General features: G+C 68.5%; 23 protein-coding genes, 1 tRNA gene and 1 pseudogene. 16 read left to right on the forward strand and 9 right to left on the reverse strand.

Annotated elements, in window-relative coordinates; genetic code table 11:
- Window positions 1-36 precede the first annotated feature (36 nt).
- The 5 genes from RCO27_RS12670 to RCO27_RS12690 all read right to left on the reverse strand — a co-directional run bounded on the left by RCO27_RS12670 (window position 37) and on the right by RCO27_RS12690 (window position 4,834).
- Window positions 37-534 (reverse strand): rhodanese-like domain-containing protein, encoded by a 498-nt coding sequence (locus RCO27_RS12670; protein ID WP_309003030.1) that lies wholly within the window; start codon window positions 532-534, stop codon window positions 37-39.
- Between the two features lie 56 nt (window positions 535-590).
- Entirely contained in the window at window positions 591-1,274 is a 684-nt protein-coding gene (locus RCO27_RS12675; RefSeq protein ID WP_309003031.1) for a cyclase family protein, read from the reverse strand.
- Complete coding sequence (locus RCO27_RS12680) at window positions 1,229-1,381, reverse strand: hypothetical protein (RefSeq protein WP_309003032.1); 153 nt, start codon at window positions 1,379-1,381, stop codon at window positions 1,229-1,231. Before RCO27_RS12680 ends, RCO27_RS12675 begins: the two co-directional genes overlap by 46 nt.
- A 116-nt stretch (window positions 1,382-1,497) precedes the next feature.
- A complete protein-coding gene (acnA, locus tag RCO27_RS12685; RefSeq protein WP_309003033.1) occupies window positions 1,498-4,182 on the reverse strand; it encodes an aconitate hydratase AcnA in 2,685 nt (894 codons plus the stop codon).
- Between the two features lie 346 nt (window positions 4,183-4,528).
- Window positions 4,529-4,834, reverse strand: coding sequence for a hypothetical protein (locus RCO27_RS12690; RefSeq protein WP_309003034.1), 306 nt, complete (start codon window positions 4,832-4,834; stop codon window positions 4,529-4,531).
- Between the two features lie 226 nt (window positions 4,835-5,060).
- Here RCO27_RS12690 and RCO27_RS12695 point away from each other — a divergent pair, with 226 nt between their 5' ends.
- Genes RCO27_RS12695 through RCO27_RS12710 form a run of 4 tightly spaced genes read left to right on the forward strand, consistent with a single transcriptional unit; the run spans window position 5,061 to window position 7,068 of the window.
- Window positions 5,061-5,414 carry a metalloregulator ArsR/SmtB family transcription factor gene (locus RCO27_RS12695; protein ID WP_309003213.1) on the forward strand — a complete coding sequence of 118 codons (354 nt, stop codon included), beginning with the start codon at window positions 5,061-5,063 and terminating at the stop codon, window positions 5,412-5,414.
- The gene (locus RCO27_RS12700) at window positions 5,411-5,887 is read left to right on the forward strand and encodes an ArsI/CadI family heavy metal resistance metalloenzyme (protein WP_309003035.1); all 477 of its coding nucleotides are present in this window, start codon (window positions 5,411-5,413) and stop codon (window positions 5,885-5,887) included. The genes RCO27_RS12695 and RCO27_RS12700 overlap by 4 nt, the downstream gene beginning before the upstream one ends.
- Before the next feature lie 4 nt (window positions 5,888-5,891).
- Window positions 5,892-6,407, forward strand: a complete 516-nt coding sequence (locus RCO27_RS12705) for an arsenate reductase ArsC (RefSeq protein ID WP_309003036.1) — start codon at window positions 5,892-5,894, stop codon at window positions 6,405-6,407.
- Window positions 6,400-7,068, forward strand: a complete 669-nt coding sequence (locus tag RCO27_RS12710) for an MIP/aquaporin family protein (protein ID WP_309003037.1) — start codon at window positions 6,400-6,402, stop codon at window positions 7,066-7,068. Before RCO27_RS12705 ends, RCO27_RS12710 begins: the two co-directional genes overlap by 8 nt.
- Before the next feature lie 16 nt (window positions 7,069-7,084).
- Here RCO27_RS12710 and RCO27_RS12715 read toward each other — a convergent pair whose 3' ends face one another.
- Complete coding sequence (locus RCO27_RS12715) at window positions 7,085-7,525, reverse strand: isoprenylcysteine carboxylmethyltransferase family protein (RefSeq protein WP_309003038.1); 441 nt, start codon at window positions 7,523-7,525, stop codon at window positions 7,085-7,087.
- A gap of 559 nt (window positions 7,526-8,084) precedes the next feature.
- On the opposite strand from RCO27_RS12715, the pseudogene RCO27_RS12720 reads away from it, so the two are divergent.
- From RCO27_RS12720 to RCO27_RS12740, 5 genes and pseudogenes are all read left to right on the forward strand, one after another.
- A pseudogene (locus tag RCO27_RS12720) lies at window positions 8,085-9,956 on the forward strand (glycosyl hydrolase 115 family protein); the annotation flags it as partial.
- Between the two features lie 131 nt (window positions 9,957-10,087).
- Window positions 10,088-10,234, forward strand: a complete 147-nt coding sequence (locus RCO27_RS12725; protein ID WP_309003214.1) for a hypothetical protein — start codon at window positions 10,088-10,090, stop codon at window positions 10,232-10,234.
- 55 nt (window positions 10,235-10,289) lie between these two features.
- Window positions 10,290-11,135, forward strand: coding sequence for a uroporphyrinogen-III synthase (locus tag RCO27_RS12730; protein WP_309003039.1), 846 nt, complete (start codon window positions 10,290-10,292; stop codon window positions 11,133-11,135).
- A 119-nt stretch (window positions 11,136-11,254) separates the two neighbouring features.
- Window positions 11,255-12,334 (forward strand): MBL fold metallo-hydrolase, encoded by a 1,080-nt coding sequence (locus RCO27_RS12735; RefSeq protein WP_309003040.1) that lies wholly within the window; start codon window positions 11,255-11,257, stop codon window positions 12,332-12,334.
- Window positions 12,335-12,410: 76 nt separating this feature from the next.
- On the forward strand, window positions 12,411-12,800 hold the full coding sequence (locus RCO27_RS12740) for a hypothetical protein (protein ID WP_309003041.1): 390 nt from the start codon (window positions 12,411-12,413) through the stop codon (window positions 12,798-12,800).
- A gap of 10 nt (window positions 12,801-12,810) precedes the next feature.
- On the opposite strand, the gene RCO27_RS12745 is transcribed toward RCO27_RS12740, so the two are convergent.
- Window positions 12,811-13,545 (reverse strand): hypothetical protein, encoded by a 735-nt coding sequence (locus RCO27_RS12745; protein WP_309003042.1) that lies wholly within the window; start codon window positions 13,543-13,545, stop codon window positions 12,811-12,813.
- A 179-nt stretch (window positions 13,546-13,724) separates the two neighbouring features.
- Here RCO27_RS12745 and RCO27_RS12750 point away from each other — a divergent pair, with 179 nt between their 5' ends.
- From RCO27_RS12750 to RCO27_RS12780, 7 genes are all read left to right on the forward strand, one after another.
- Entirely contained in the window at window positions 13,725-15,740 is a 2,016-nt protein-coding gene (locus RCO27_RS12750) for a Tad domain-containing protein (RefSeq protein WP_309003043.1), read from the forward strand.
- A complete protein-coding gene (locus RCO27_RS12755) occupies window positions 15,737-16,330 on the forward strand; it encodes a pilus assembly protein (protein ID WP_309003044.1) in 594 nt (197 codons plus the stop codon). Before RCO27_RS12750 ends, RCO27_RS12755 begins: the two co-directional genes overlap by 4 nt.
- Window positions 16,331-16,401: 71 nt before the next feature.
- On the forward strand, window positions 16,402-17,055 hold the full coding sequence (locus RCO27_RS12760; protein ID WP_309003045.1) for a TadE/TadG family type IV pilus assembly protein: 654 nt from the start codon (window positions 16,402-16,404) through the stop codon (window positions 17,053-17,055).
- Between the two features lie 56 nt (window positions 17,056-17,111).
- The gene (locus RCO27_RS12765; RefSeq protein ID WP_309003046.1) at window positions 17,112-17,438 is read left to right on the forward strand and encodes a polyhydroxyalkanoic acid system family protein; all 327 of its coding nucleotides are present in this window, start codon (window positions 17,112-17,114) and stop codon (window positions 17,436-17,438) included.
- A 336-nt stretch (window positions 17,439-17,774) separates the two neighbouring features.
- Entirely contained in the window at window positions 17,775-19,073 is a 1,299-nt protein-coding gene (locus RCO27_RS12770) for an FAD-dependent oxidoreductase (protein ID WP_309003047.1), read from the forward strand.
- Window positions 19,074-19,143: 70 nt separating this feature from the next.
- The gene (locus tag RCO27_RS12775; protein ID WP_309003048.1) at window positions 19,144-20,307 is read left to right on the forward strand and encodes a TIR domain-containing protein; all 1,164 of its coding nucleotides are present in this window, start codon (window positions 19,144-19,146) and stop codon (window positions 20,305-20,307) included.
- A 111-nt stretch (window positions 20,308-20,418) separates the two neighbouring features.
- Window positions 20,419-20,495: transfer RNA gene (locus tag RCO27_RS12780), tRNA-Pro, on the forward strand.
- A gap of 55 nt (window positions 20,496-20,550) precedes the next feature.
- On the opposite strand, the gene RCO27_RS12785 is transcribed toward RCO27_RS12780, so the two are convergent.
- Both RCO27_RS12785 and RCO27_RS12790 read right to left on the reverse strand, forming a co-directional pair.
- Entirely contained in the window at window positions 20,551-22,104 is a 1,554-nt protein-coding gene (locus tag RCO27_RS12785; protein ID WP_309003049.1) for a M20/M25/M40 family metallo-hydrolase, read from the reverse strand.
- Window positions 22,105-22,162: 58 nt separating this feature from the next.
- On the reverse strand, window positions 22,163-22,657 hold the full coding sequence (locus RCO27_RS12790; RefSeq protein ID WP_309003050.1) for a beta/gamma crystallin-related protein: 495 nt from the start codon (window positions 22,655-22,657) through the stop codon (window positions 22,163-22,165).
- Window positions 22,658-22,689 lie beyond the last annotated feature (32 nt).

Genomic DNA, 22,689 nt, shown 5'->3' on the forward strand with positions numbered 1-22,689 from the left:
ATGCAGAGGCGCGGCACAGGTTCCGGCGCGCACTCGCTACGGCGTGTAGCCGCCGCCCGTCACCCAGCGCACCTGGGGATCGTTGAAATCCATCACGTCGCTGAGCTCACGCACGTTGCGGTAGCCGTAGCCGACGAGGTGGACGAAGGTGGACAGGTTGAGTGCGAGCGGCATCGATTTCAGGACGACCGGCTGCACGTCGTTGCGAAAGTTGTTGTTGCAGTAGATCAGGATCGGCCGGTCGGTGCGGCCGATGACGGCGGCGAGGCTTTCCTCGCTGAACTCCGGCAGCGGCAGGTTGACCGCGCCCTCGATATGGCCGGCGGCGAACTGGCGGGCGGTGCGCGCATCCAGGATCAGCACGTCCGGCTCGGCCGCGGCCGTGACGAAATCGTCCCAGCTGATGAGCCGGGTCTGGCGATAGCCCTCCACCTCGTTGGCGAGCTGACGATAGCCGGCATAGTCGATCTGGGGATTGGGCGGGGCGGCAGCCGTGGCCGGAACCGCGGCGCAGGCAAGGAGAAGCGGAAGCACGCAACGCAACATGAGACTCTCCTTTCGGAAGGCGATATCGCTACGGCAGCGTAACTTTATCGGGCCTGAATGGTCTCGCCGAGCATCGCGAACGCCCGGACCGGAAAGGTGCCCATGCCGGCGATCTTCGGCGGCACCGCGGTGAAGAGGAAGCCCGCGTCCGGCAGCGCGCCGAGATTGGTCATATGCTCGCAGATCAGGATGTCGTTGCCGAGCAGGACGGTATGCACCGGACGGGCGCGGCCGCCGGTGTCGTCGATATTGTGGCTGTCGATGCCGACCAGCGCCACGCTTTGGCGGGCCAGGAAATGCGCGGCTGCCTCGGTCAGGTGGGGATGGCCCGTCTGATAGGCGTCCGTGCGCCAGTGGCGATCCCAGCCGGTATGGACGAGCACCGCCTTGCCGGCGAGGTCGTGGCCTTCGAACAGGTCCCGGTCGATGGCCGTCGCCTCTGTCCTGAGGACGAGGCCGGGCAGGGCGACGAGCTGCCCGAGCTTCAGGCCGGCGAGATCGGCGCCGCCGGCGAAGCGGTGGAATGGCGAGTCGAGATAGGTGCCGGTGTTGGCGACCATGTCGATCCGGCCGATCTGGAAGGTCGAGCCGTCGTCATAGAAGGCAGCCGACGCCTCGCGCTGCCAGAAGTCGCAGATATGCGGCCCTGGCAACCCCTTGTGGGTGGTCATGCCGTCCTCGATCACATGACTGAGGTCGACGAGCGTCTGGCCTTCCTGATGTTCCATAAAGCGAGCAATCCCAGCCCTGCCCAGATCACGTTCACCGCCGCCGACGGATAGGCGCCGTTGACCCCGCTGTTGACGATGAAGCCGGCCGCGGCGGCGACATTCATCCACTGGTAGAGCGGCGAGCGCGCATCGACCTTGCCGCTGTTGAGCAGCCCGTAGGCGGCGAGGATCAGGACCGCCGAGATCCAGCCCAGCGCCTCGACCAGGATGCCGGCTACGCTCAGGCTGCACCCCCGCGCGCGAGATTCCTCAGCACGTAGTGGAGGATGCCGCCCTGGCGGTAATATTCGAGCTCGTTGGCGGTATCGATCCTGACCCGTGCCGGGAAGCTGAAGCCGGTGCCGTCGGCACGATCGACCTTGACCGCGATCTCCTTGCGCGGAGAGAGATCGGCGACGCCGGAGATGGTGAAGGTTTCGGTGCCGTCGAACGCCGGCGGCGCCTCGACGAACTGCAAGGGGATCACGCCCATGCCGACGAGGTTGGAGCGGTGGATGCGCTCGTAGCTCTCGGCGATGACGGCGCGCACGCCGAGCAGGTTGGTGCCCTTCGCGGCCCAGTCGCGGCTGGAGCCGGTGCCATATTCCTTGCCGGCGACGATGACGAGCGGGGTGCCTTCTGCCTTGTACCTCATCGCGGCATCGTAGATCGGCATAACCTCGCCGTCGGGCATGTGCCTGGTGATGCCGCCCTCGATGCCGGGCACCATCCTGTTCTTGATGCGGATGTTGGCGAAGGTGCCGCGCATCATGACGTCGTGATTGCCGCGGCGGGCGCCGTAGGAGTTGAAGTCGGCACGGCTCACCTGATGTTCCGACAGGTATTTTCCGGCCGGCGAGTCCAGCTTGATCGAGCCGGCGGGCGAGATGTGGTCGGTGGTGATGCTGTCGCCGAGGATAGCGAGCGGACGGGCGCCGATGATGTCTGAGACGGGCGCCGGCGTCATCGTCATGCCCGCGAAATAGGGCGGGTTGGCGATGTAGGTGGAGCCGGCCGGCCAGCCATAGGTGTCGCCGCCGGTGACGGGGATGGTGCCCCAGCGCGCGTCGCCCTTGTAGACGTCGGCATAGCGGGTGCGGAACATGTCGCCGTTGACGTAGGAGTCGATGTAGGAGCGGACCTCCTCGTTGCTCGGCCAGATGTCCCTGAGGTAAACGGGCTCGCCGTCCTGATCCTTGCCGAGCGGATCGTTGACCATGTCGCAGCGCACCGTGCCCATGATCGCATAGGCGACGACGAGCGGCGGCGAGGCGAGATAGTTGGCGCGCACGTCCGGTGAGACGCGGCCCTCGAAATTGCGGTTGCCGGAGAGGACCGAGGCGGCGACGAGATCGTTGCCGTTGATCGCCTTCGAGATCGGCTCGGACAGCGGCCCCGAATTGCCGATGCAGGTGGTGCAGCCATAGCCGGTGAGGTTGAAGCCGATCGCGTCCAGCTCGGCGCTGAGGCCGGCCTTGTCGAGATAGTCGGTGACGACCTGCGAGCCCGGCGCGAGGCTGGTCTTGACCCAGGGCTTGCGGGTCAGGCCCTTCGCGCGCGCCTTCTTGGCGACGAGGCCGGCGGCGACCAGCACGGCCGGGTTGGAGGTGTTGGTGCAGCTCGTGATCGCGGCGATGACGACGTCGCCATGACCGAGATCGTGGCTCTCCTCGTCGACGGTGCAGCGCCCGTCCGGCGTCCTGCAATTGTACTCGCCGGCGAGCGCGGCGTCGAATTCGGTGTGCAGCTTCGACAAGGGCACCCGGTCCTGCGGCCGCTTCGGCCCGGCGAGGCTCGGCTCGACGGTGGACATGTCGAGGCTGAGCGTCTCGGTGAACACCGGCTCGGGCCCGTCGGCGACCAGCCACATGCCCTGCGCCTTGCAATAGGATTCGGTGAGCGCGATCTCCGCGTCCGGCCGGCCGGTGAGGCGCATATAATCGAGCGTCTTCTCGTCGATCGGGAAGAAGCCGCAGGTGGCGCCATATTCCGGCGCCATGTTGGCGATGGTCGCGCGGTCGGCGAGGCTGAGCGCGCCGACGCCCGAGCCGTAGAATTCCACGAACCGCCCGACCACGCCCTTGGCGCGCAGCATCTGGGTGACGGTGAGCACGAGATCGGTGGCGGTGATGCCTTCCCTGAGCGTGCCGGTGAGGCGGAAGCCGACCACTTCGGGGATCAGCATGGAGACCGGCTGGCCGAGCATCGCGGCTTCCGCCTCGATCCCGCCGACGCCCCAGCCGAGCACGCCGAGGCCGTTGACCATCGTCGTGTGGCTGTCGGTGCCGACGAGCGTGTCGGGATAGGCGACCTCTTCACCGCTCGCCTTGTCGACCGACGACCAGACGGCGCGGGCGATATATTCGAGGTTCACCTGGTGGCAGATGCCGGTGCCCGGCGGCACGACCTCGAAATTGTCGAACGCGCTCTGGCCCCATTTCAGGAATTCGTAGCGCTCCATGTTGCGCTGATACTCGAGCGCGACGTTCTCCTCGAAGCTCTGCGGCGTGCCGAAGGCGTCGACCATCACCGAATGGTCGATGATGAGGTGGACCGGGACGAGCGGGTTGATCTTCTGCGGATCGCCGCCGAGCTGCTTCATCGCATCGCGCATCGCGGCGAGATCGACGACGGCGGGGACGCCGGTGAAATCCTGCATCAGCACGCGCGCCGGGCGATACTGGATCTCCTGGTCGGACCGGCGGTCCTTCTGCCAGTCGACGATCGCCTGGATGTCGGCGGTGGTCACGGTGTCGCCATCCTCGAAGCGCAGCAAATTCTCGAGCAGAACCTTCATCGAGAAGGGCAGCCGACTGACGTCGCCCAGCTTCTCGCCCGCCTTGGGCAGGGAATAATAAGCGTAGCTCTTGCCGCCGACCTTGAAGGTATCGCGGGTCCCCAACGTGTCCTGTCCGACGGCGGTCATGTGTGCGCTCCCCGTATAAACTCGTCGCGAAGTGATACTTCGCGCCGGGCAAGGGCAGCCTGCCCGGACGCTCTGCGCCGGGCCTTAGCAAGAGCGGGGGCAAGGGGAAAGGTGGCTGGGGTGTCAAATCGTCGCGGAAAGGGCGCCCAGTCCTGAAGACCGGACGCCCTCCCGTGGTCAGACTAGTGCTTTAGCAGCAGCCGCAGCAACCACATGCTTCGGCGACGGCGTGAAGCGCGCCGGGCACGGCGGCGAGAGCCCCCGAGCCGGCGAACAGCAAGCCGATCGTCGCTGCGATCATCTTCTTCATGATGTTTCTCCTGGAAACGAACTTTCGATTGCGATGCTACGCGGCGCGCGGAGGCGGCGGATCGGGGGCAATCGAAGTCGTTTCCAAGGCATGCGTCAGCCCCCAGAAGGAGGTCGACATTTCGGCCATGGCATGGTCGCCGGACGGGGCGCTGGACGGAGCGGCGGTGCAGAGCGTGTGGCAGACGATGGCGCAGCTATCGACGTTCGGGTGGTCGCACCGCGAATGATCGGCGGTCGGACAGGCCGTCGCGCACGCAAGCGCTTCCGTGAACGCGCCGAACGCGAACAGCAGCGTCAGCGTGCCCAGGAGCGCCAGCCAGGTTCGGTGGAAAGCGGCCATCCGGGGACTTTAAGCCCGTCCAACGGGAATTGCTATCGGCCGACATCGGCAGCCAACGTCATTTCGATAGTTTTCGAATTTATATTGACTTCATCGCGAGATCGTGTCATTTCAATATACGTCGAAATGAGGAAGTCCCAATGTGGATTCGACCGATTCCGAGGCTGCTGACCCGCCCCGAAGTCCCGTGGTGCGCGGCAGCCATCCGCTGGGGCCGGCTGCGCTGATGGATGGCGTGGGCGCCGTCGCCGCGCTTGGGGCGCTGGCGCAGGAGCACCGGCTGGCCTTGTTCCGCCTGCTCGTCCAGGCGGGGCCGGACGGGATGGCGGCCGGCGCGATCGCCGAAGCGCTCGGCGTGCCCAATTCGTCGCTGTCCTTCCATCTGGCGCAGCTCAGCCGGGCCGGCCTCATCAGCCAGGAGCGGCAGCACCGCTCGCTGATCTACCGCGCCGACTATCCGGCGATGAACGCCCTCGTCGGCTATCTCCTCGAAAATTGCTGCGGCGGAGCCGGCTGCATGCCCGAGGCGGCGTGCGGGCCGGCCGATGCCGCCCTCTCCAGGCAAAGGAAATCCGCATGAAGCGCCTGCACGTCCATGTCGGCGTCGAGACTCTCGACACGTCGGTCGCCTTCTATTCGACCCTGTTCGGCGCGCCGCCGAGCGTCCTCAGATCCGATTACGCCAAATGGATGATCGAGGATCCGCGGGTGAACTTCGCCATTTCCAGCGGCAATCATGCCGCGAACGGGGTCGAGCATCTCGGCATCCAGGTCGAGGACGCGGACGAGCTCGTCGAGGTCTACGGGCGCCTCAAGGCCGCCGACCGGCCCGTGCTGGAGGAAGGCGCGACCACCTGCTGCTACGCCAGGTCCGACAAGAGCTGGATCGCCGATCCCGACGGCGTGGTCTGGGAAACCTTCCTCACCCATGGCGCGGCGACCGTCTATGGCGACGGCCCCGCGCTGGGCGCCCTCTCCCAAAGCGCCGCGGAGAGCCAATGCTGCGCCCCGGCGATGCCGGCCGCGCCGACCCCGGTCGCTTGCTGCCGTTAGCCCGATGGCCGGACCGAGCTACAAGGTCCTGTTCCTCTGCACGGGCAATTCCGCGCGGTCGATCCTGGCGGAAGCGCTGCTCAACCGCGACGGCGCCGGCCGCTTCCGCGCCTGGTCGGCGGGCAGCTTCCCCAAGCGCGCGGTGCATCCGGCCGCGCTCGGCTTGCTGCGCGACCTCGACCTTTCGACCGACGGCCTGCGCTCGAAATCCTGGGACGAATTCACCGGGCCGGACGCACCCGAGTTCGATTTCATCTTCACGGTCTGCGACAATGCCGCCGGCGAGACCTGTCCGGTCTGGCCCGGCCACCCGATGACCGCGCATTGGGGGATCGAGGATCCGGCGGCGGTGGAGGGTCCGGGGCAGCGCGAGGCGTTCGAGCAGGCGCTGAACTCTCTCGGGAACCGCATCGCGCTGTTCCTCGCGCTGCCGATCGAGAGCATCGACCGGATGAGCCTGCACCACAAGCTCGGCGAAATCGGGAGGATCGAGGGCAGCACCACGAAGTCCGATGTCTGAACGCGCGCCGCTGCCGCGACGGCTCGCGGCGGAGGCGGTCGGCGCCTTCTTCCTGTTCGCCACCGTCATCGGCTCGGGCATCATGGCCGAACGGCTCGCCGGCGGGAATGTCGCGCTGGCCCTGCTCGGCAACACGCTCGCCACGGGGGCGATCCTGTTCGTGCTGATCGCGCTGCTCGGGCCGGTCTCGGGCGCGCATATGAATCCGGCCGTCACCCTCGTGGTGGCGCTGCGCCGCGACCTGCGCTGGCGCGAGGCCACGGCCTATATGCTTGCGCAGCTTGCGTTCGGCCTTTTCGGCGTTTGGGCGACGCACGCCATGTTCGACCTGCCCATCCTCCAACTCTCCGAGACGTCACGCGACGCACCCGGCCAATGGCTGGGAGAGCTGATCGCGACGTTTGGCCTCGTCCTGGTCATTCTCGGCATGGTGCGCCAGCGGGTCGAGTGGGTGCCGGCGAGCGTCGCGCTCTACATTTCCGCGGCCTACTGGTTCACCTCCTCGACCAGCTTCGCGAATCCGGCGATCACCTTCGCCCGATCCCTGTCCAACAGCTTTGCCGGCATTGCGCCGGACAGCGTGCCGGCCTTCGTCGCGGCGCAGCTGGCGGGGGCCGTTGCGGCGATCCCCGTGGCACGGCTGTTGTTCGGCGAGACGTGAGCCAGGCCGCTGTCGATCACCAAAGGAACGGGATCAGCCTGCCGCGCACCCGGCGCGCATAATCGGCATAGCCGGGGAGCTCGGCCTGCAGCAGCCGGTCCTCCCAGGCGGTGCGCAGCACGAGCAGGGCAGCGGCGATGGCGGCGGGGACCAGCGCCCAGAGCGAGCCGAGCGCGAGTGCCATGCCGAAGAACAGGAGCAATGCGGCGACGTAGCCGGGATGGCGGACCAGCCGGTAGGGACCGGTGTCGACGACATGGTGGTGGCGCTCCGACTGGATGCGGACGCCGGGCTCGAAGAAGGGATTCACTGCCTGCGCCCAGGCCGTCACCGCGATGCCGGCGAGCATCGCCGCATAGCCCAGCGCCACGAGCCAGCCCGGCACTGTCGACCAGTGGACGGGGCCGGCGTCGAGCGCGCCGACCGGCAGGATCGCCACCAGGGCGGGCAGCAGCACCCGCGATCTGCCATTGTTCCGCGCGCGGTCCGGCGGTGCTTGATCGCGGTGGCAGTCCGTGCGAGCTTGGTAGCGCTACCATAATCCCGGGAGAGGGCGGATGAGATTGGCGCTCGCGATGTGCGCGGTGCTGGCTGCGATGCTGTTCGGGCCTGCCGCTTATGCCTGCGAGGGAGCGGTCGCGGTCTGTGCGGAGAACGGGAACGGTCGATTTGCGCTGATCGAGAACGGCCGGCCGGCGGCGCTGCTGATCGAGGCGGATGCCGATCCGGCGGTGCGGCATGCCGGCGACAGCTTCGCGCGCGACCTCGAGCGGGTCGGCGGGCAGGCGCCGCGAAGGCTCCGGAGCCTCGAGGCGGCACGCGGGCATTTGATCGTCGTCGGCACGCCCGGCCAGAGCGCGGCCATCGACGCGCTGGTGCGCAGCGGGCGGATCCGGGCCGACGACCTTGCCGGCGAATGGGAGGCGTTCCGGCAGGTCGTCGTCGAGCGGCCGTTTCCCAATGTGCCGCGCGCGCTGGTGATCGTCGGCGCCGACCGGCGCGGCGCGGTGTTCGGCATGTACGACCTGTCGGAGAAGATCGGCGTGTCGCCCTGGCACTGGTTCGCGGACGTGCCGGTGCGGCGGCAGGCCAACCTGTTCCTGACCGCCGGCGCGCGGCGCGACCAGCCGCGGGTGCGCTACCGCGGCTTCTTCATCAACGACGAGGAGCCGGCCTTCGGCGGCTGGGCGCGGCGGCGGTTCGGCGGGATCAACGCGCGGATGTACGCGCACGTCTTCGAGCTGCTGCTGCGGCTCAAGGGCAATTATCTCTGGCCGGCGATGTGGGAGCCCAAGGCGTTCAACGACGACGACCCCCGGAACATGGTGCTGGCCGATGCGATGGGGGTGGTGATGGGCACCTCGCACCATGAGCCGATGATGCGCGCCCACAACGAATGGCGGCGCGACACCGGCGGGGGCGTCACCGGCGGGCCGTGGAACTATGCGACCAATGCCGGGAACTTGCGGACCTTCTGGCGCGGCGGGATCGAACGGATGATGTCGCGCGGCGATGGGCGGCCCTACGAGAGCCTGGTCACGCTCGGCATGCGCGGCGACGGCGACGAGGCGATGGCGGAGGGGACCGCGATCCCGCTGCTCGAATCGGTCGTCGCCGACCAGCGGCGGATCATCGCGGAGGTGACCGGCCGGCCGGCGAATGCGACGCCCCAGGTCTGGGCGCTCTACAAGGAGGTGCAGGACTATTTCGACCAGGGGATGACCGTGCCCGACGACGTCATCCTGCTCTTCGCCGACGACAATTGGGGGCAGATACGCCGGCTCCCCGCGGCCGGGCCGGGCCGGAGCGGCGGCTACGGGGTCTATTACCATTTCGACTATGTCGGAGGCCCGCGGAACTACAAATGGCTGAACACCAACCAGATCGAGAAGACCTGGCAGCAGATGGACCTTGCCTACCAGCGCGGGGCGCGGGCGCTCTGGATCGTCAATGTCGGCGACATCAAGCCGATGGAATTCCCGTTGAGCTTCTTCATGCGCCAGGCCTGGGATCCCGAGGCCATGACGCTGGAGGCGATGACCCGCTTCCCCGCCGAATGGGCGGGGGCGACCTTCGGGGCGGCGCATGGCGAGGCGATCGGTGCGCTTCTCACCCGCTACAGCCAATATGCGGCGCGGCGGAAGCCGGAGCTGATCGACGCGGAGAGCTTCCCGCTCGGGGGCGGCACGGGCGCGGTGCTCGACGGCGGCGAGTTCGGCGCGATGATCGCCGAATGGGACGCGCTCGAGGCCGCAATGGAGCGGGTGAAGGCGGACGTGTCCGCCGACCAGCAGGCCGCCTATGTCCAGCTGGTCGAGCATCCGATCCGCGCGCTCGCCAACCTCTACCGGCTCTATTACGCGGTCGCCTGGAACCGGCGGCTGGCGGCGGCGGACGACCCGCGCGCCAACCATTTCGCCGGCCAGGCCGAGGCCGCGTTCCGGCGCGATGCGGCGCTCACCGCGGCCTATCACGCGCTGAACGGCGGGCGGTGGGACGGGATGATGTCGCAGACCCATATCGGCTATACGAGCTGGCAGCAGCCCGAGACGCAGGTGATGCCCGAGGTGCGGCGGGTCGCCGCGCACGGGGCGGTGCGGCCGATCGTCTTCCGGACCGCGGGCGCAGGGCCGGCAACCGACGCGGACGTGATCGCGATCGAGGCGCCGCATTTCTCCCGCGCGGTCGACGGACGCGGCCTCACCTGGCGGGTCATTCCCCATCTCGGCCGCACTTTGGGCGCCGTCGCCGCCTTTCCGCAGGGTCGTCCGGCGACGACCGGGCGGGACGGCGTGCGCCTGGACTATGAGGTGGCGATCCGCCGGGCGGGCGACCTCGCGGTGCAGCTCTATCTGGCGCCGACGCTCGACGTCGACGGCGGAGGCAGCCTCGACATCGGCGTGTCGATCGACGACGGGCCGATGCAGGTGCTGACCGACCGGCGGTCGACTCGCCGACCGCGGCCACCCGGCAGGCGCAACGCGACTGGAACCGCGCGGTCACGGACAATGTCCGGATCCTGGAGGCGCGCTTTCCCGGAGTCGCGGCGGGGCGGCACGTCGTGCGGGTCTGGCGGCTGGACGACAATGTCCTGCTCCAGAAGCTCGTCGTGACCAATGGCGCGCTTGCGCCCTCCTATCTCGGACCGCCGGCGGCCCGGCGCTAGCCGGCGAGGGCGCAGGCCCTTGCGGACCCGGCCCCGGGCCTGCCAGAGAGGGGCGATGTCGGTCTGGATCACCCGCTCCGCGCCGGACAATCTCGCGACCGCGCGGCGGCTGCGGGCGGTCGGCGTGCGGCCGCTGCTCGTTCCGGTGATCGAGACCCGTCCGCTGCCGCAGCGGCCGGTTACGTTTCGCCCGGCGGCGATCACGTTCAGCAGCGTGCATGCCGTGCGCCATTACGATCTTCGGGACGAACTGCTGGACGTTCCGGTCTTCGTCCGCAGCGAGGAGATCGCCAACGCGGCGCGGCACGCGGGCTATCTCGCCATCACCTCGACCGCCGGCGACGAGCCGATGCTGCACGAGCTGCTGGCGCGCGCCGTTCCCGCGCACGGGCAACTGCTCCATGTCTGCGCGGAACGGACGTCCGGGATGTTGGAGGCGGCGCTGCGCAAGCATGGCACGCAGGTCGCGCGATGCTGCGTCTACCGGCCGGTCGCGGTCGAGTCCGACGGGCTGTCGCGGCTGGTCGACCGGCTGTCGGGCGTCAACGCGATCGTGCTCCATTCGAGCATCGGCCATGCCGTCGTGCGCGAAGCGATCGCGGCCGCCGGCTGGCGCGGGCCGATCTGGTGCATTTCGCCGCAAAGCGCCGGGCCGTTCCGGGATCTCGCCGGCGTCGCGCCGGCCGTCGCCACGGCACCGACCGAACATGCGCTCATCGAGCTGATCCGCCGGCAGACCGGCGGGCGGAACGGGCCCGGGCCGGACAGACGAGGCGACGATCTCAACCGGCTCGCGCAGAGCCGCCGGAAGACGCCAGTCGGCTGGCTGGAACGTGCGTTCGCCAGGCCGCGCCGGCCGCGCCCGCCCGCCAATGATCGCGGCGATCCTCCGGCGGACTAGCGACTCGACACCGCCCCTGAAGGCGCGCGCATCGATGGTCACCGGCATTCGCTTCTGCTGGCTTGCGCAATCTGGTAGGATCGCCCCTCGATAGAGACCCACGCGAACGGAGGCGCGGCATGCCGCGTTCCCTGGTGCTGTTCGTTTCCGCGCTGCTGCTGTCGCTTGCCGCCAACTGCTCGCATCACGGCCAGACGCCGGCCTCGCGCATCTATTATACCGGCGCGGCGAGCGACCATTTCAACGGCGAGACCTTCTTCAACCCGGACGGCGAGCAGGGCAGCGGCGGGGCGCAGCGGGCCAGCCGTGCGCATTTCATGGCGATCGCGACCGGCAAGGCCGGCCATCACAACTGGTCCCGCGCCGTGCCGGTCCGCGCGTCGGTGCCGCCGCGGCGGATCGAGGGCGACCGGATGCTGGTGACCTGGATCGGCCATGCCACCGCCCTGGTCCAGACCCAGGGGCTCAACATCCTGCTCGACCCGGTCTGGGCGCACCGCGATTCGCCGGTACAGTTCGCCGGGCCGCGCCGGGTGCGCGCGCCGGGCGTGCGGATCGAGGACCTGCCGCCGATCGACCTCGTCCTGATCAGCCACAATCATTACGATCATCTCGACATCGGCGCGCTCCGCCATCTGGCGGCGCGCGACCGGCCGATGATCGTCGCCGGGCTCGGCAACGACGCGCTGCTCGCCCGGCACGGGCTCCAGGTGACGGCGCGCGACTGGGGCGAACGGGTGACACTCCGGCCTGGCGTCGACATCATCCTGGAGCGCGCGCATCACTGGAGCGCGCACTGGACCGACGACCATGACCGCGCGCTGTGGGCCGGCTTCACCGTGACCCTGCCGGGCGGCAACCTCTACTTCGCCGGCGACACCGGCCCCGGCGACATGCGCTGGCCTGCCGAGGCGGCGCGCTCCGGCCCGGTGCGCCTAGCGGTGCTGCCGATCGGCCCCTATCAGGTGAACAACCCGTCGACCGGCAGCCATATCGGACCGGACGAGGCGGTCGCCGCGTTCCGCCAGCTCGGCGCCGCCTACGCGCTCGGCGTTCACTGGGGCACGTTCGAGCTCACCGACGAGCCGATCGACGGGCCGCCGACCCGGCTGCGGGAGGAGCTGCGCCGGCTCGGCCTCGACCCCGGACGGTTCCGCACCGTCGAGGCGGGGGAATCCTGGGAGATTCCGCGGATGTGACGCGCGGGGAACCGTCGGCGCGGATCGTCGTTCTGGGCCACCGGAACGGGTTCGAAACAAGCGAGGGAGACCGGTCATGCATATCCTGCCTGCAGCCCTGATGTCGCTCACCGTCGCGGCGCTGGTGGTGCCGAGCGTCGCCGAGGCGCAAAGGCGCTGGCGGACCGTCGGCTACATGACCGTGAGCCGCGGATCGGACCGCGACACGATCCGGCTGCGCGGCAATGCCCGCGACCGGCAGATCCGGGTGTGCGCGATCAACCGGGCAATCAACTTCACCCGGCTCTCCGTGCGGTTCGAGAATGGCGGCCGCCAGGAGCTGCCGGTCCGGCGGGTACTGAATGCCGGCACCTGCACGCCGGCACAGGACCTGCGCGGGCAGCGGCGCAACATCGCCGCGGTCGACATGACCTATTCGCGCTTCGCGCGCGGCACGCTGCCGTTGATCCGGGTGCAGGCGCGCTAGGAGAAGCCGGTCAGGGCTGTTGCGGCATAGGTTGCGGTGTCGGCTGGGTCGGCTGGGACTGCGGCGGCATCGTGACGACGGGCGGGGGCGGCAGCGGCGGGGCCTCCGGGTCGGCGCCGCGCTCCAGCACCGCGCAGGGGCTTTCGTTGCCGCCCGGCCCGGCGGCGCCCCAGCGGCGGAAGCTGCGCGTATCGATGTGGAAGCGGGTGAAGGCGTAGAAGCCGAGGCCGACGCCGTCCGCCCGGCCGTAGCGCGCGTGCATCGGGCACAGCTCCCGGAACAATTGCCGGCGCGTGGTGGGGCGCAGCGGAACGAGGTCGATCGCGAAGAAATCGAGATGGGCGCTGCGCTCCGAGCCGCGGGCGCAGACGTTGAGCACCGGATTGCGGTAGCCGGAGACCGCCTCGACCTCGCCGACCGCCGGCTTCACATGATCGCGGATGAAACGCAGCGTCCTGGTCATGCCCGGCCAGAGCGTGAACGGCGGCACCTCGAACGGCGCGCCGCCGCACGGGCGCCACATGCTGGCGGTGCGGATCACCTGATATGTCGGCAGCACGTTGCGGACGCCGGCGGCGTCCTGCCACGCCTCGAACGACATCACCTCGCCGCGGCGCCCCGGGGCGGCATCGAGCCAGGCGCGATAATCGGCCTCGCTTTGGCCGTCGGGAAGCTCCTGGGCCAGGGCCGGGGCGACGGAGAGGGTGATGAGGACGGCAGCGAGGGGAGCGAAGGCGCGGCGCATGCGGCCACCATATCCGCAAGACCGACCTCTTGCACCCCGGTGATCGGTGGCGCCTGAGCGGCGGCAAGCCGCAGGTCCGGCCTCAACATCGCGTTAACCACGTCGCTTGAAGGAAGGTTAGCCAAAGCTGCGCAATGGCGGTGTCTCATGGGCCCGAAATGGGCCCGGGAGGGACCCAGATGCACGATCAGGATCGCCGCAGCGCCGCGCCGACACCGGCCCGCGGCCCGGGCTTTCTGACCCGCCTGCGCCAGGACGCGCGTGGCAACACGCTGGCGATCGTCGCGGCGGCGCTGTTTCCATTGCTGGCGATGATCGGCTCGGGCATCGACATGAGCCGCGCCTACATGGCCAAGGCTCGCCTGCAGAGCGCCTGCGACGCCGGTGCCCTCGCCGGGCGGCGGATCATGCAGAACGACACGCTCAACCAGACCGTGATCGACGAGGCGCGGCGGTTCTTCGCGTTCAACTTCCGGCAGGGCCTGTATCAGACCACGGCCTTCACGCCGAACGTCACGCGGCCAAGCGCGGGCACCGTCCGAGTGGCCGCGAGCACCCGCATCCCGAACACGATCATGAGCATGTTCGGCTTCGACAGCATCCCGCTCAACGTGACCTGCGACGCGTCGCTCAATTTCGTGAACACGGACGTGATGCTCGTGCTCGACGTCACGGGTTCGATGGACGATACCTTGAACGGCACGCGCAAGATCGTCTCGCTGAGAGACGCCGTCATGGCGTTCTACGACGAGTTGCGGCCGATCCAGACCCAGCTGGAGGCAAACAGCCTCAGGTTGCGCTACGGCGTCGTGCCTTATTCGACGACGGTGAATGTTGGCGCCCTCATACGCGAGGCGAATGCGGATTTCCTCGCGGATAGCGTCACGTATCAATCGCGCGTTGCCAACTATGACAATCAGATCGCCGAATATACCGGCGAGGTGCAGCCGCCGAGCCCGGCTCAGGAGCAGGTGTTCGACAATGGTCGTGCAATTACCCAATTGCAATGCGACAAGTACGGACTGAACGAGAGGTTCACCTACACAGCCGGCGGCACCAACCGGACCTTCAATCCCAGCGCGACCACGGGCGGCGGCCCCGCCCCGCAAGCCACATGGACCCGCGCCTTCTCGAACAATGAAACCGCAGGCCAGGATTGGGGATGGTCCGGTGCGTCTGACAGCAGCACGGGCGGGAGCGACAACCGGATGAGCTGCCGGCGGCGCTATGTGCAGACCAATACCGAGTACGAGGTCACTGGCTACCACTATCTTTCGACCGGCTATACCTATCAGGAAGAGCCGCTCGACGTCAGCCAATACAAGATGGGGACCACCATCACCTATGCGACGAATCGTGGCGGTCAGACGCTGGTCGGCGGTTCCTACGATCCCATCGAGCTCGCACAAGCTGGCACCGGTATGAACACCACCACCGCTACTTGGAACGGTTGCATCCAAGAGCGCGATACCGTTTCAACCATCACCGGCACGTCGGGGACCACCATCCCGGCTGATGCCTTCGATCTCAACATCGATCTCATCCCGGACCCAGACGATCCGCGGACGCTATGGCGTCCGATGATTCCGCAGCTCTACTGGGGAATCGAACCGGATGGCGACCGGGTCAATCAGGCGAACAACGCGCCCTGCCCTGCAGCGGCCCGTCGTCTTCAAGCCTGGACGCGTGACGACCTGCTCGCTTATGTCAACGCGCTCCAACCGACCGGCAACACCTATCATGACATTGGCATGATCTGGGGTGCGCGGATGATTTCCAATGCCGGCATCTTCGCCGACAGCCCAAACACGTTTGCAGGCATGCCGGTGGCGCGGCACATCATCTTCATGACGGACGGCGTCATGGATGCGAACACCGACGTGTTCACGTTCCATGGTCCCGAGGTTTTCGAGCATCGCGTCGGCGGCACGCCGACGCCCCGCGACGATGACTCGACCGGAACCATCCAGGGCAGCATGGAGAACCGGCACATGCAGAGGTTCAGGATGGTCTGTTCCGCTGCGCGCACCAATGCGCAGGTTTGGGTGATCGCCTTTGGTTCGACCATGCAGCCGCATATGCTCGATTGCGCAAGCAGCGCGAACCATGCGTTCACCGCCGCCAATCGCGACCAACTGATCGCCCGATTCCGTGAGATCGGAAGTCAGATCGGCGCGCTCAGGCTGACGCAATGATGTCAGCGGCACGCCTTCATACTTTCGCCCGCGATGCTCGCGGCGCTACGCTCGTCGAATTTGCGTTCGTGGTACCGGTGCTGTGCGTCCTGTTCGTCGGTGTGCTGGAGCTCGGCTATCGCGCCTATGCCGCCGCGGTTGTGCAGGGCGCTCTTCTCGAAGCCGCTCGCATGGCGACGGTCGGCGGGATGACGCAAGCCCAGATCGACACGCGCGTTCGGGCTCGCCTCGGTCATTTCGGTAGGCGATCGACCGTCCAGATCGACTCGAGAAATTATCAGGAGTATTCGGATATCCGATCGGGCGAGCCACTCATCACGGACACCGCGCCTCTCAATCAGGTGAACAGCGGCGACTGCTGGCGCGACTATGTCGTGAACGGTAGCCACGATACCAGCTTTGCTGGTCGCGCCGGGCTTGGTGGCGCGGAGGACGTCGTGCGCTACGAGATCACGCTTACCTATTCGCGAATACTGCCGGCGGCGAACCTGTTCGGCTGGAGCGACAACGAGACGATCAGGATGAACACGATGCTGCGCAACCAGCCTTTCGCCGGGCGTACCATGGTGCCGATCGCATGCATGCCATGACCCGCCTCTTCCGACGCCCCGGCGCGCGTCCCGCAACCCGCGGCCTTGGCCGTTGTGACAGTGGCATCGCGATGACCGAGTTCGCTTTCGCCCTGCCGCTCATGCTCCTTGTGGGCATGACCGGCATGGAGATGGCAAACTATGCGATGGCCCGCATGCGGGTCAGCAATATCTCGGTGATGACGGCCGACGGCGCGGCGCGCATACGCGACAGCATCGACGAAGCCGATGTCGTCGAGCTGATGAACGGTGCCAAGATGACCGGCGACGGGATCGGCTTCGCGCAGAACGGCCGGATCATTCTCTATTCGATCGAGCTTTCGGCGGACGGCACGCGACAATGGATTCGCTGGCAGCGCTGCGTCGGCGCGTTGCGCGCCGACCCCAGCTACGGGCGCCCGCTTACCGCCAGCGGGGCGACCATCGCCAATGGAACGGAGATCTTCGCGGCGAACCGCACCAGCGTGTCGGCCAACCCGAGCAGCCCGGATCGCTCGACGGCGACCGCGGTCGGCCCCAACGGAAACCAGATCGCGGCGCGCGCCGGCACCGCGATCATGATGGCCGAGGTCGTCTACAATTATCAGCCGATCATTCCGGCGAGCCCGCTGGCCGGTCGCCAGATCCGCCACCAGAACGCGTTCAACGTACGTCAGCGTGTCGACCAGAGCCTCCGGAACCTCGGCCGCATCACGCCGCGCAGCTGCGACACCTACCAGGCCTGATCCGGCGACACCAAAAAGGCTCGGATTCCAGGGCTGCCTGCGCTACACTGTAGTGCATGTCCAATACACCTCTCACCGTCGACGTCCCCCACCAGCTCGGCGCCGAGGAGGCGCGCCGGCGGATCGACGGGAAGATCGGGACGCTCAAGGACCATATTCCGGTGGCCGCCGACGTGCGCGCCGCCTGGCAGGGCGACCGGCTCGGGCTCCAGGTGGCCGCGATGGGGCAGGAGGTGAATGCGGTGCTCGACGTGCGCGACACGTTCGTGCGCGTCGAGGTGCTGCTGCCGCCGGCGCTCGGCTTCTTCGGCAAGGCGATCGAGCTGGCGCTGAAGCGCGGCGGGGCGGCGCTGCTGGAGGACAAATCGGGATCGCGCGGCTGACCGGCTGTCCGATCCATCGCTTATCCTGTCCGGATCCGGCCGAGGTTCCAATCCTCCCGGCACGATTGTTGGATACAAATAGGATTTCTTCTGATCCAAGCCGACGGATGGAAACGCATCCCGCCCGCCCGCCCCACCGCGCCGAACGCGGAGACCCGGGCGCCGGAAGCCCCATGGGCACCGCGAACATTGGGACGTTATGAAACTTCCGCCTGTCCTGAGCGAAGTCGAAGGGCCCGCCCGCCGCACCGATCGGGAGACGGTTTCTCCTTTGGGGTTTCCAACCGCAGGGAAAACGCTAGCATCGCCGCAGCGAAGGCGGGGACGGGAGAGGCCATGCGTCATGTCGCGGTGATCGGGTCGGGCCCGGCCGGCTATTACAGCGCGGAAGCGATCCAGAAGCAGTTCGGCGACGAGGTCCGGGTCGACATCATCGATCGGATGCCGGTGCCCTACGGTCTGATCCGCTTCGGCGTCGCGCCGGACCACCAGTCGATCAAGGCGGTCTATCGGCGCTACGAGAAGGTCGCGCTCAGCGACAATGTCCGCTTCGTCGGCAACGTGCTGGTCGGCCGCGACATCTCGATCCCCGAGCTCCAATCGCTCTACGACGCGGTGATCCTCGCCACCGGCGCGCCGCACGACCGGCCGCTGGAGATCGCCGGCGCCAGTCTCGACGGGGTGATCGGATCGGCCGCCTTCGTCGGCTGGTACAACGGCCATCCCGATTTCGCCGAGCTCGATCCCCCGCTCAATGTCGCCGCCGCCGCGGTGATCGGCAACGGCAACGTCGCGCTCGACGTCGCCCGCATCCTCTCCAAGACGCCGGCCGAGTTCGCCGGCTCCGACATCGTCGGCCATGCCTTCGAGGCGCTGGGCCGCGCCGCCATCCGCACCATCCACATCCTCGGCCGCAGGGGCCCCCACCAGATCGCAATGACGCCCAAGGAGTTGGGCGAGCTCGGCCATCTCGAGGAGGCCGTGCCGCAGGTCGAGCCCGGGGACTTCCCGCCCGCGATCGACGATGCGCTGCTCGAGCCCGGCCAGCGCAAGTCGGTGACGCACCTGCGCGAGTTCGCGAACCTGCCCGGGGGCAAGCCCAAGACGATCGTCTTCGACTTCTTCGCCAAGCCGCTCGCGATCGAGGGGGCCGGACGGGTCGAGCGCCTGCTGGTCGAGAGGACCCGGCTCGACGAGAAGGGCGCCGCGATCGGCACCGGCGAGACCTATGCGATCGACTGCGGCCTCGTCGTCACCTGCATCGGCTACCAGACGCCGCCGATCGAGGGCGTGCCCTACGAGGCCGACCGCGGCCGCTTCGCCAATTGCGAGGGCGCCATTGGCGAGGGCCTCTACTGCGTCGGCTGGGCGCGGCGCGGCCCGACCGGCACGATCGGCACCAACCGGCCCGACGGCTACGAGGTCGCCGAGAAGATTGCCGCCGACATCGGCACCGGCGGCGGCAAGGAGGGGCGGCCGGGGCTCGACCGGCTGCTCGCCGCGCGGCAGGTCGACATCGTCACCTTCCGCGACTGGCAGAAGATCGAGGCGGCCGAAACCGCGCGGGCGCGCGAGGGGAACCCGCGCGAGAAGTTCGTCGCGCTGGCGGAAATGCTCGGGGCACGCGGCCGCTGAGTCTCGGCCATTGCCAAGCCGGCTCCCGAGCGGATAGCCTCGCGCGGCAACAACCCCCTGAAGAGACATCATGACCGGCCACGTCTTCGTCAGCCACGGATCGGAGGACAGCGACGACGCGAACGCGCTCGCCGCCTTCATCGAATCGAAGGGCGCGAAGGCGTGGATCGCGCCGCGCGACGTGCGCCCGGGGCAGGATTACTCCGAGCAGCTCCAGGAGGCGATCGAGACGTCGATCGCCTTCGTCGTGCTGGTCAGCGAGAAGGCCAACCGCTCGCCTTACGTGCGCGCCGAGACGGAGATGGCGTTCAGCAACGGCAAGCCGATCTTCCCGGTCCGGATGAGCGACATCCAGCCGGCCGCCGGCCTCGCCTTCTTCCTCAAGATCCGCCACTGGACCGACGCGTTCGGCCCCGGCCGTGACGCCAGCCTCGCCCGGCTCGCGCGCGAGGTGCAGACGGTCGCCGGGGTGCCGGTCGACGCCGCGCCGACCACGACGCCGCCCGACACGGCGCCGCCGGCGGCTCCGGCCTATGTTCCGCCGCCGCCTCCATCTCCCCCGCCCGCGGCACCGCAGGCCGCGCCGGTGCCGCTGATGGCCGCCGCTGCGCCGCCGCCGGCCGACGAGGCGCTGATGCGCGCCGCGATCGGCCCCAATGCCGATCTCTATCTCCAGCGCTGGCGGCAGATGGACGAGAAGCGCTCGGCGATCAGCTGGAACTGGCCCGCCTGCCTCCTCAGCGGCTACTGGTTCGCCTATCGCAAGATGTGGCTGCCGCTCGTCCTGCTGGTGCTCGCCAGCATCGTGGTGAGCGCGCTCGGCGCGACCAATCCCGGCTTCAGCCAGGCGTCGCTGTTCATCACCATCGGCTTCACCTTCGTCACCGGCACGTTCGGCAACCACTGGTATCGCAACCATGTCCGGCGGCTGATCGCCGAGACCTCAGTGCTGCCGCGGGAGGCCCAGCTGGACGCGCTGCAGAAACGCGGCGGCGTCTCCCAGGCCGCGGTCTTCATCCTGATCGGCCTGTCGCTGCTGATGGTCGCGATCGGCGTGATCGCCGCAATGAGCAAGCTCAACCAGACGCTGGGCAATCCGCCTTATTCCGCGAACGGCTTCCAGCCGCTCGTCGACCCGAACGCGCCCGAGCCCGATCCCAATGCGCCGCCCTCGGGCGAGAAGCCGCCGCTCACCGACGAGGAGATCCGCGCGCTCGAGCAGCAGGGCTATTGAGCGTGGGCCAGCGCCGGGCGCAAGAATGCGGCAAGGCCGCTTGCGCTCCCGGCAAGCCGTCCCTATAGACGCCCGGCCCCGCCGGCCTTTCATGAGGCCGCGCGTATCGGTCGGGGAGTAGCTCAGCCTGGTAGAGCACTGTCTTCGGGAGGCAGGGGCCGGAGGTTCGAATCCTCTCTCCCCGACCAGTTCGCCGCATCGCGGCTTTCTTCGTCGGCAAACGGGACCGGGCGGCCGCGGCGCCTAGCGCACTGTCGCCATCTCGTAGAGGAAATCGACATAGCCCATCGTCGCCTCCCTGAGGCCGGCGACGCGCGGGTTGCGGCTTTCGATGACCATGAACTCGTTCGGCGCATGGGCGCCGCTGCCATAGCCGAGCCCGAACCCGCCGGCGGGCTTGCGCAGCGGTTCGCCGGTGAAGACGCAGCCCGGCCAGGAGCCGGCGCTGCGCGGCGAGAGCGTGTAGGAGATGTCGTTGCGGGTGAACAGCGCCTGCTGCGCCCGGATCAGCCGGCTGTCCTCCGGCGTCTCGGTCGGATCGTAGCCGCCGGTCATGTTCACCTCGATGTCGCCGAAGCCCTGCTGGGCGAGATGGCGCCTGAGCTTGGGCAGGCAATCGTCGACCGTCATGTCCGGAACCAGCCGCAGGTCCAGCTTGGCGACGCCGCGCGCCGGCAGGACGGTCTTGCCGCCCGGGCCGGTATAGCCGGCGACGAGGCCTTCGATGTTCACCGTTGGTTGCGAGGCGAGGCGCTCCAGCGATTCGCGCCAGGGCAGATCGTCGATCCAGCGGGAGACGCCGAAGGCGGCCTTCGCCTCGTCCTCGCTCTCCAGCCGGGCGATCTCCGCGATCAGCGCCCGCTCTCGGTCAGTGAGCGGGCGGACGCGCTCGAACCAGCCCGCGATCGCCGGCGTGTTGCCGTGATCGGTGGTGAGCGTCTTCAGCGCCTCGACGAGGTGCCAGACCGGGCTGTCCACCTGCGCCTTGAGGCTCGAATGCACGTCGCGGGTCGGCCCCCGGCCCCAGCGCTCGCCGGAGGCGACGAGCTCGAGCTCGATGATGCCCTTGGCGCCGAGCTCGATGCCGGCATTGCCGTTCGCCGCCTGGCCGTTGCCGGGGATGATCACGCCGTCCGCGCGGCGGAAGGCGGCCAGCACGTCGGCGTCGCGGAAGACGTTGCGGAAATTGGGCGATCCGATCTCCTCCTCGCCCTCGGCGAGCAGCACGAGATTGACCGGCAGGCGCCGGTTCGCCGCCCGGAAGGCGTGGAGCGCGGCGAGGAAGGCCCCTTCCGGCCCCTTCTGGTTGGTCGCGCCGCGGCCGCGGATCGCCCGGCCCAGCTCGTGATCGAAGAACTGCGCCTCCAGTGGCGGCGAGGTCCATTCGGACGGATCGTACTGCTTCACGTCGTACATGAAATAGATGCCGACGGTCCGCGCCGCGCCGGCGTCGATCGCGCCGAAGACGGCGGGAACGCCGCCGGTCGGCACCTTGCGCACGCCGGTGAAGCCCGCCTCGGCGGCGAGGCGGGCCATATGGTCCGCGCCCTCTTCGATGTTGAGCCGCTCGGCCGCGATGGTGGGCAGCGCGATCCACTGGCGGATGCGCTGCACCGACTCCTCGAAGCCGGCATCGACCGCGCGCCGGATCGCCGCGCGGTCGCCGTCGCGCCGGCCCTGGGCGAGCGCCGCGCCGGGCGTCATCAGCGCCGCGGATGCGGCGACCGCCTTCAGCACGGCACGGCGATCGGTGGACGCATTCTCCTCGGCCATCTCCATCTCCCCTGTTTTCGGCATGACATCACCGCAGGCGGCTGCTGTCCAGACCGGATCGCGGGCGAGCGGCGGCTGCGGATCAGCGGCCCAGATATCGGATCGACGAGATGTTGCCGTTCAATCCGCCGAACGAGGATCGCGGCGCGCGAACCGTGATGCAGGTGCCGCGATACCGGGTACGCGAGCAGACCTGCCAGCGCCCGCGCCCGCGCAGGCTCGCCGCCCGGTCGTCGAAGCCATGACGCCTGAGGTCCGGGATCGCGCGCCGGACGGTCAGATAGCGGCCGCGATAGCCGGTCTGCGTATAGAGAATGGCGGTGCCGAAGCCCGGATTGACGATGACCGGCGGTCGAATCGGGCGCGGCGGGATTGGCCGAGGCGGCTGGATCACCGGGCGGTCCGGTACCGGCCGGGGCAGGGGAACCGGCCGGTCCGGCACTGGCTGGGGGAGAGGAATCGGACGCGCGGGCGCCGGCCGCGTGACCGGCTGGGTGGTCACCTGAAACGCGGCCAGCGAGGCGCTGCCCAGGCCGGCGAGCGACACTGCCAGCGCCAGAGTGATCGACCTTCTCATCGCAACCCTCCCTGTATGATGCGGAACGCGAC

It is taken from the genome of Sphingosinicella sp. LHD-64 (assembly GCF_031157375.1).
In the GTDB taxonomy this organism is placed as follows: domain Bacteria; phylum Pseudomonadota; class Alphaproteobacteria; order Sphingomonadales; family Sphingomonadaceae; genus Allosphingosinicella.

What these genes read in the sequence shown, in the direction of transcription:
- RCO27_RS12690 (WP_309003034.1), bottom strand. Translation starts at nt 4,834, where the DNA reads ATGGCCGCTTTCCACCGAACCTGGCTGGCGCTCCTGGGCACGCTGACG.
- RCO27_RS12730 (WP_309003039.1), top strand. Translation starts at nt 10,290, where the DNA reads ATGTCGGTCTGGATCACCCGCTCCGCGCCGGACAATCTCGCGACCGCG.
- RCO27_RS12710 (WP_309003037.1), top strand. Translation starts at nt 6,400, where the DNA reads ATGTCTGAACGCGCGCCGCTGCCGCGACGGCTCGCGGCGGAGGCGGTC.
- RCO27_RS12675 (WP_309003031.1), bottom strand. Translation starts at nt 1,274, where the DNA reads ATGGAACATCAGGAAGGCCAGACGCTCGTCGACCTCAGTCATGTGATC.
- RCO27_RS12735 (WP_309003040.1), top strand. Translation starts at nt 11,255, where the DNA reads ATGCCGCGTTCCCTGGTGCTGTTCGTTTCCGCGCTGCTGCTGTCGCTT.
- RCO27_RS12775 (WP_309003048.1), top strand. Translation starts at nt 19,144, where the DNA reads ATGACCGGCCACGTCTTCGTCAGCCACGGATCGGAGGACAGCGACGAC.
- acnA (WP_309003033.1), bottom strand. Translation starts at nt 4,182, where the DNA reads ATGACCGCCGTCGGACAGGACACGTTGGGGACCCGCGATACCTTCAAG.
- RCO27_RS12705 (WP_309003036.1), top strand. Translation starts at nt 5,892, where the DNA reads ATGGCCGGACCGAGCTACAAGGTCCTGTTCCTCTGCACGGGCAATTCC.
- RCO27_RS12770 (WP_309003047.1), top strand. Translation starts at nt 17,775, where the DNA reads ATGCGTCATGTCGCGGTGATCGGGTCGGGCCCGGCCGGCTATTACAGC.
- RCO27_RS12785 (WP_309003049.1), bottom strand. Translation starts at nt 22,104, where the DNA reads ATGCCGAAAACAGGGGAGATGGAGATGGCCGAGGAGAATGCGTCCACC.
- RCO27_RS12740 (WP_309003041.1), top strand. Translation starts at nt 12,411, where the DNA reads ATGCATATCCTGCCTGCAGCCCTGATGTCGCTCACCGTCGCGGCGCTG.
- RCO27_RS12750 (WP_309003043.1), top strand. Translation starts at nt 13,725, where the DNA reads ATGCACGATCAGGATCGCCGCAGCGCCGCGCCGACACCGGCCCGCGGC.
- RCO27_RS12695 (WP_309003213.1), top strand. Translation starts at nt 5,061, where the DNA reads ATGGATGGCGTGGGCGCCGTCGCCGCGCTTGGGGCGCTGGCGCAGGAG.
- RCO27_RS12700 (WP_309003035.1), top strand. Translation starts at nt 5,411, where the DNA reads ATGAAGCGCCTGCACGTCCATGTCGGCGTCGAGACTCTCGACACGTCG.
- RCO27_RS12680 (WP_309003032.1), bottom strand. Translation starts at nt 1,381, where the DNA reads ATGAATGTCGCCGCCGCGGCCGGCTTCATCGTCAACAGCGGGGTCAAC.
- RCO27_RS12745 (WP_309003042.1), bottom strand. Translation starts at nt 13,545, where the DNA reads ATGCGCCGCGCCTTCGCTCCCCTCGCTGCCGTCCTCATCACCCTCTCC.
- RCO27_RS12755 (WP_309003044.1), top strand. Translation starts at nt 15,737, where the DNA reads ATGATGTCAGCGGCACGCCTTCATACTTTCGCCCGCGATGCTCGCGGC.
- RCO27_RS12760 (WP_309003045.1), top strand. Translation starts at nt 16,402, where the DNA reads ATGACCGAGTTCGCTTTCGCCCTGCCGCTCATGCTCCTTGTGGGCATG.
- RCO27_RS12790 (WP_309003050.1), bottom strand. Translation starts at nt 22,657, where the DNA reads ATGAGAAGGTCGATCACTCTGGCGCTGGCAGTGTCGCTCGCCGGCCTG.
- RCO27_RS12765 (WP_309003046.1), top strand. Translation starts at nt 17,112, where the DNA reads ATGTCCAATACACCTCTCACCGTCGACGTCCCCCACCAGCTCGGCGCC.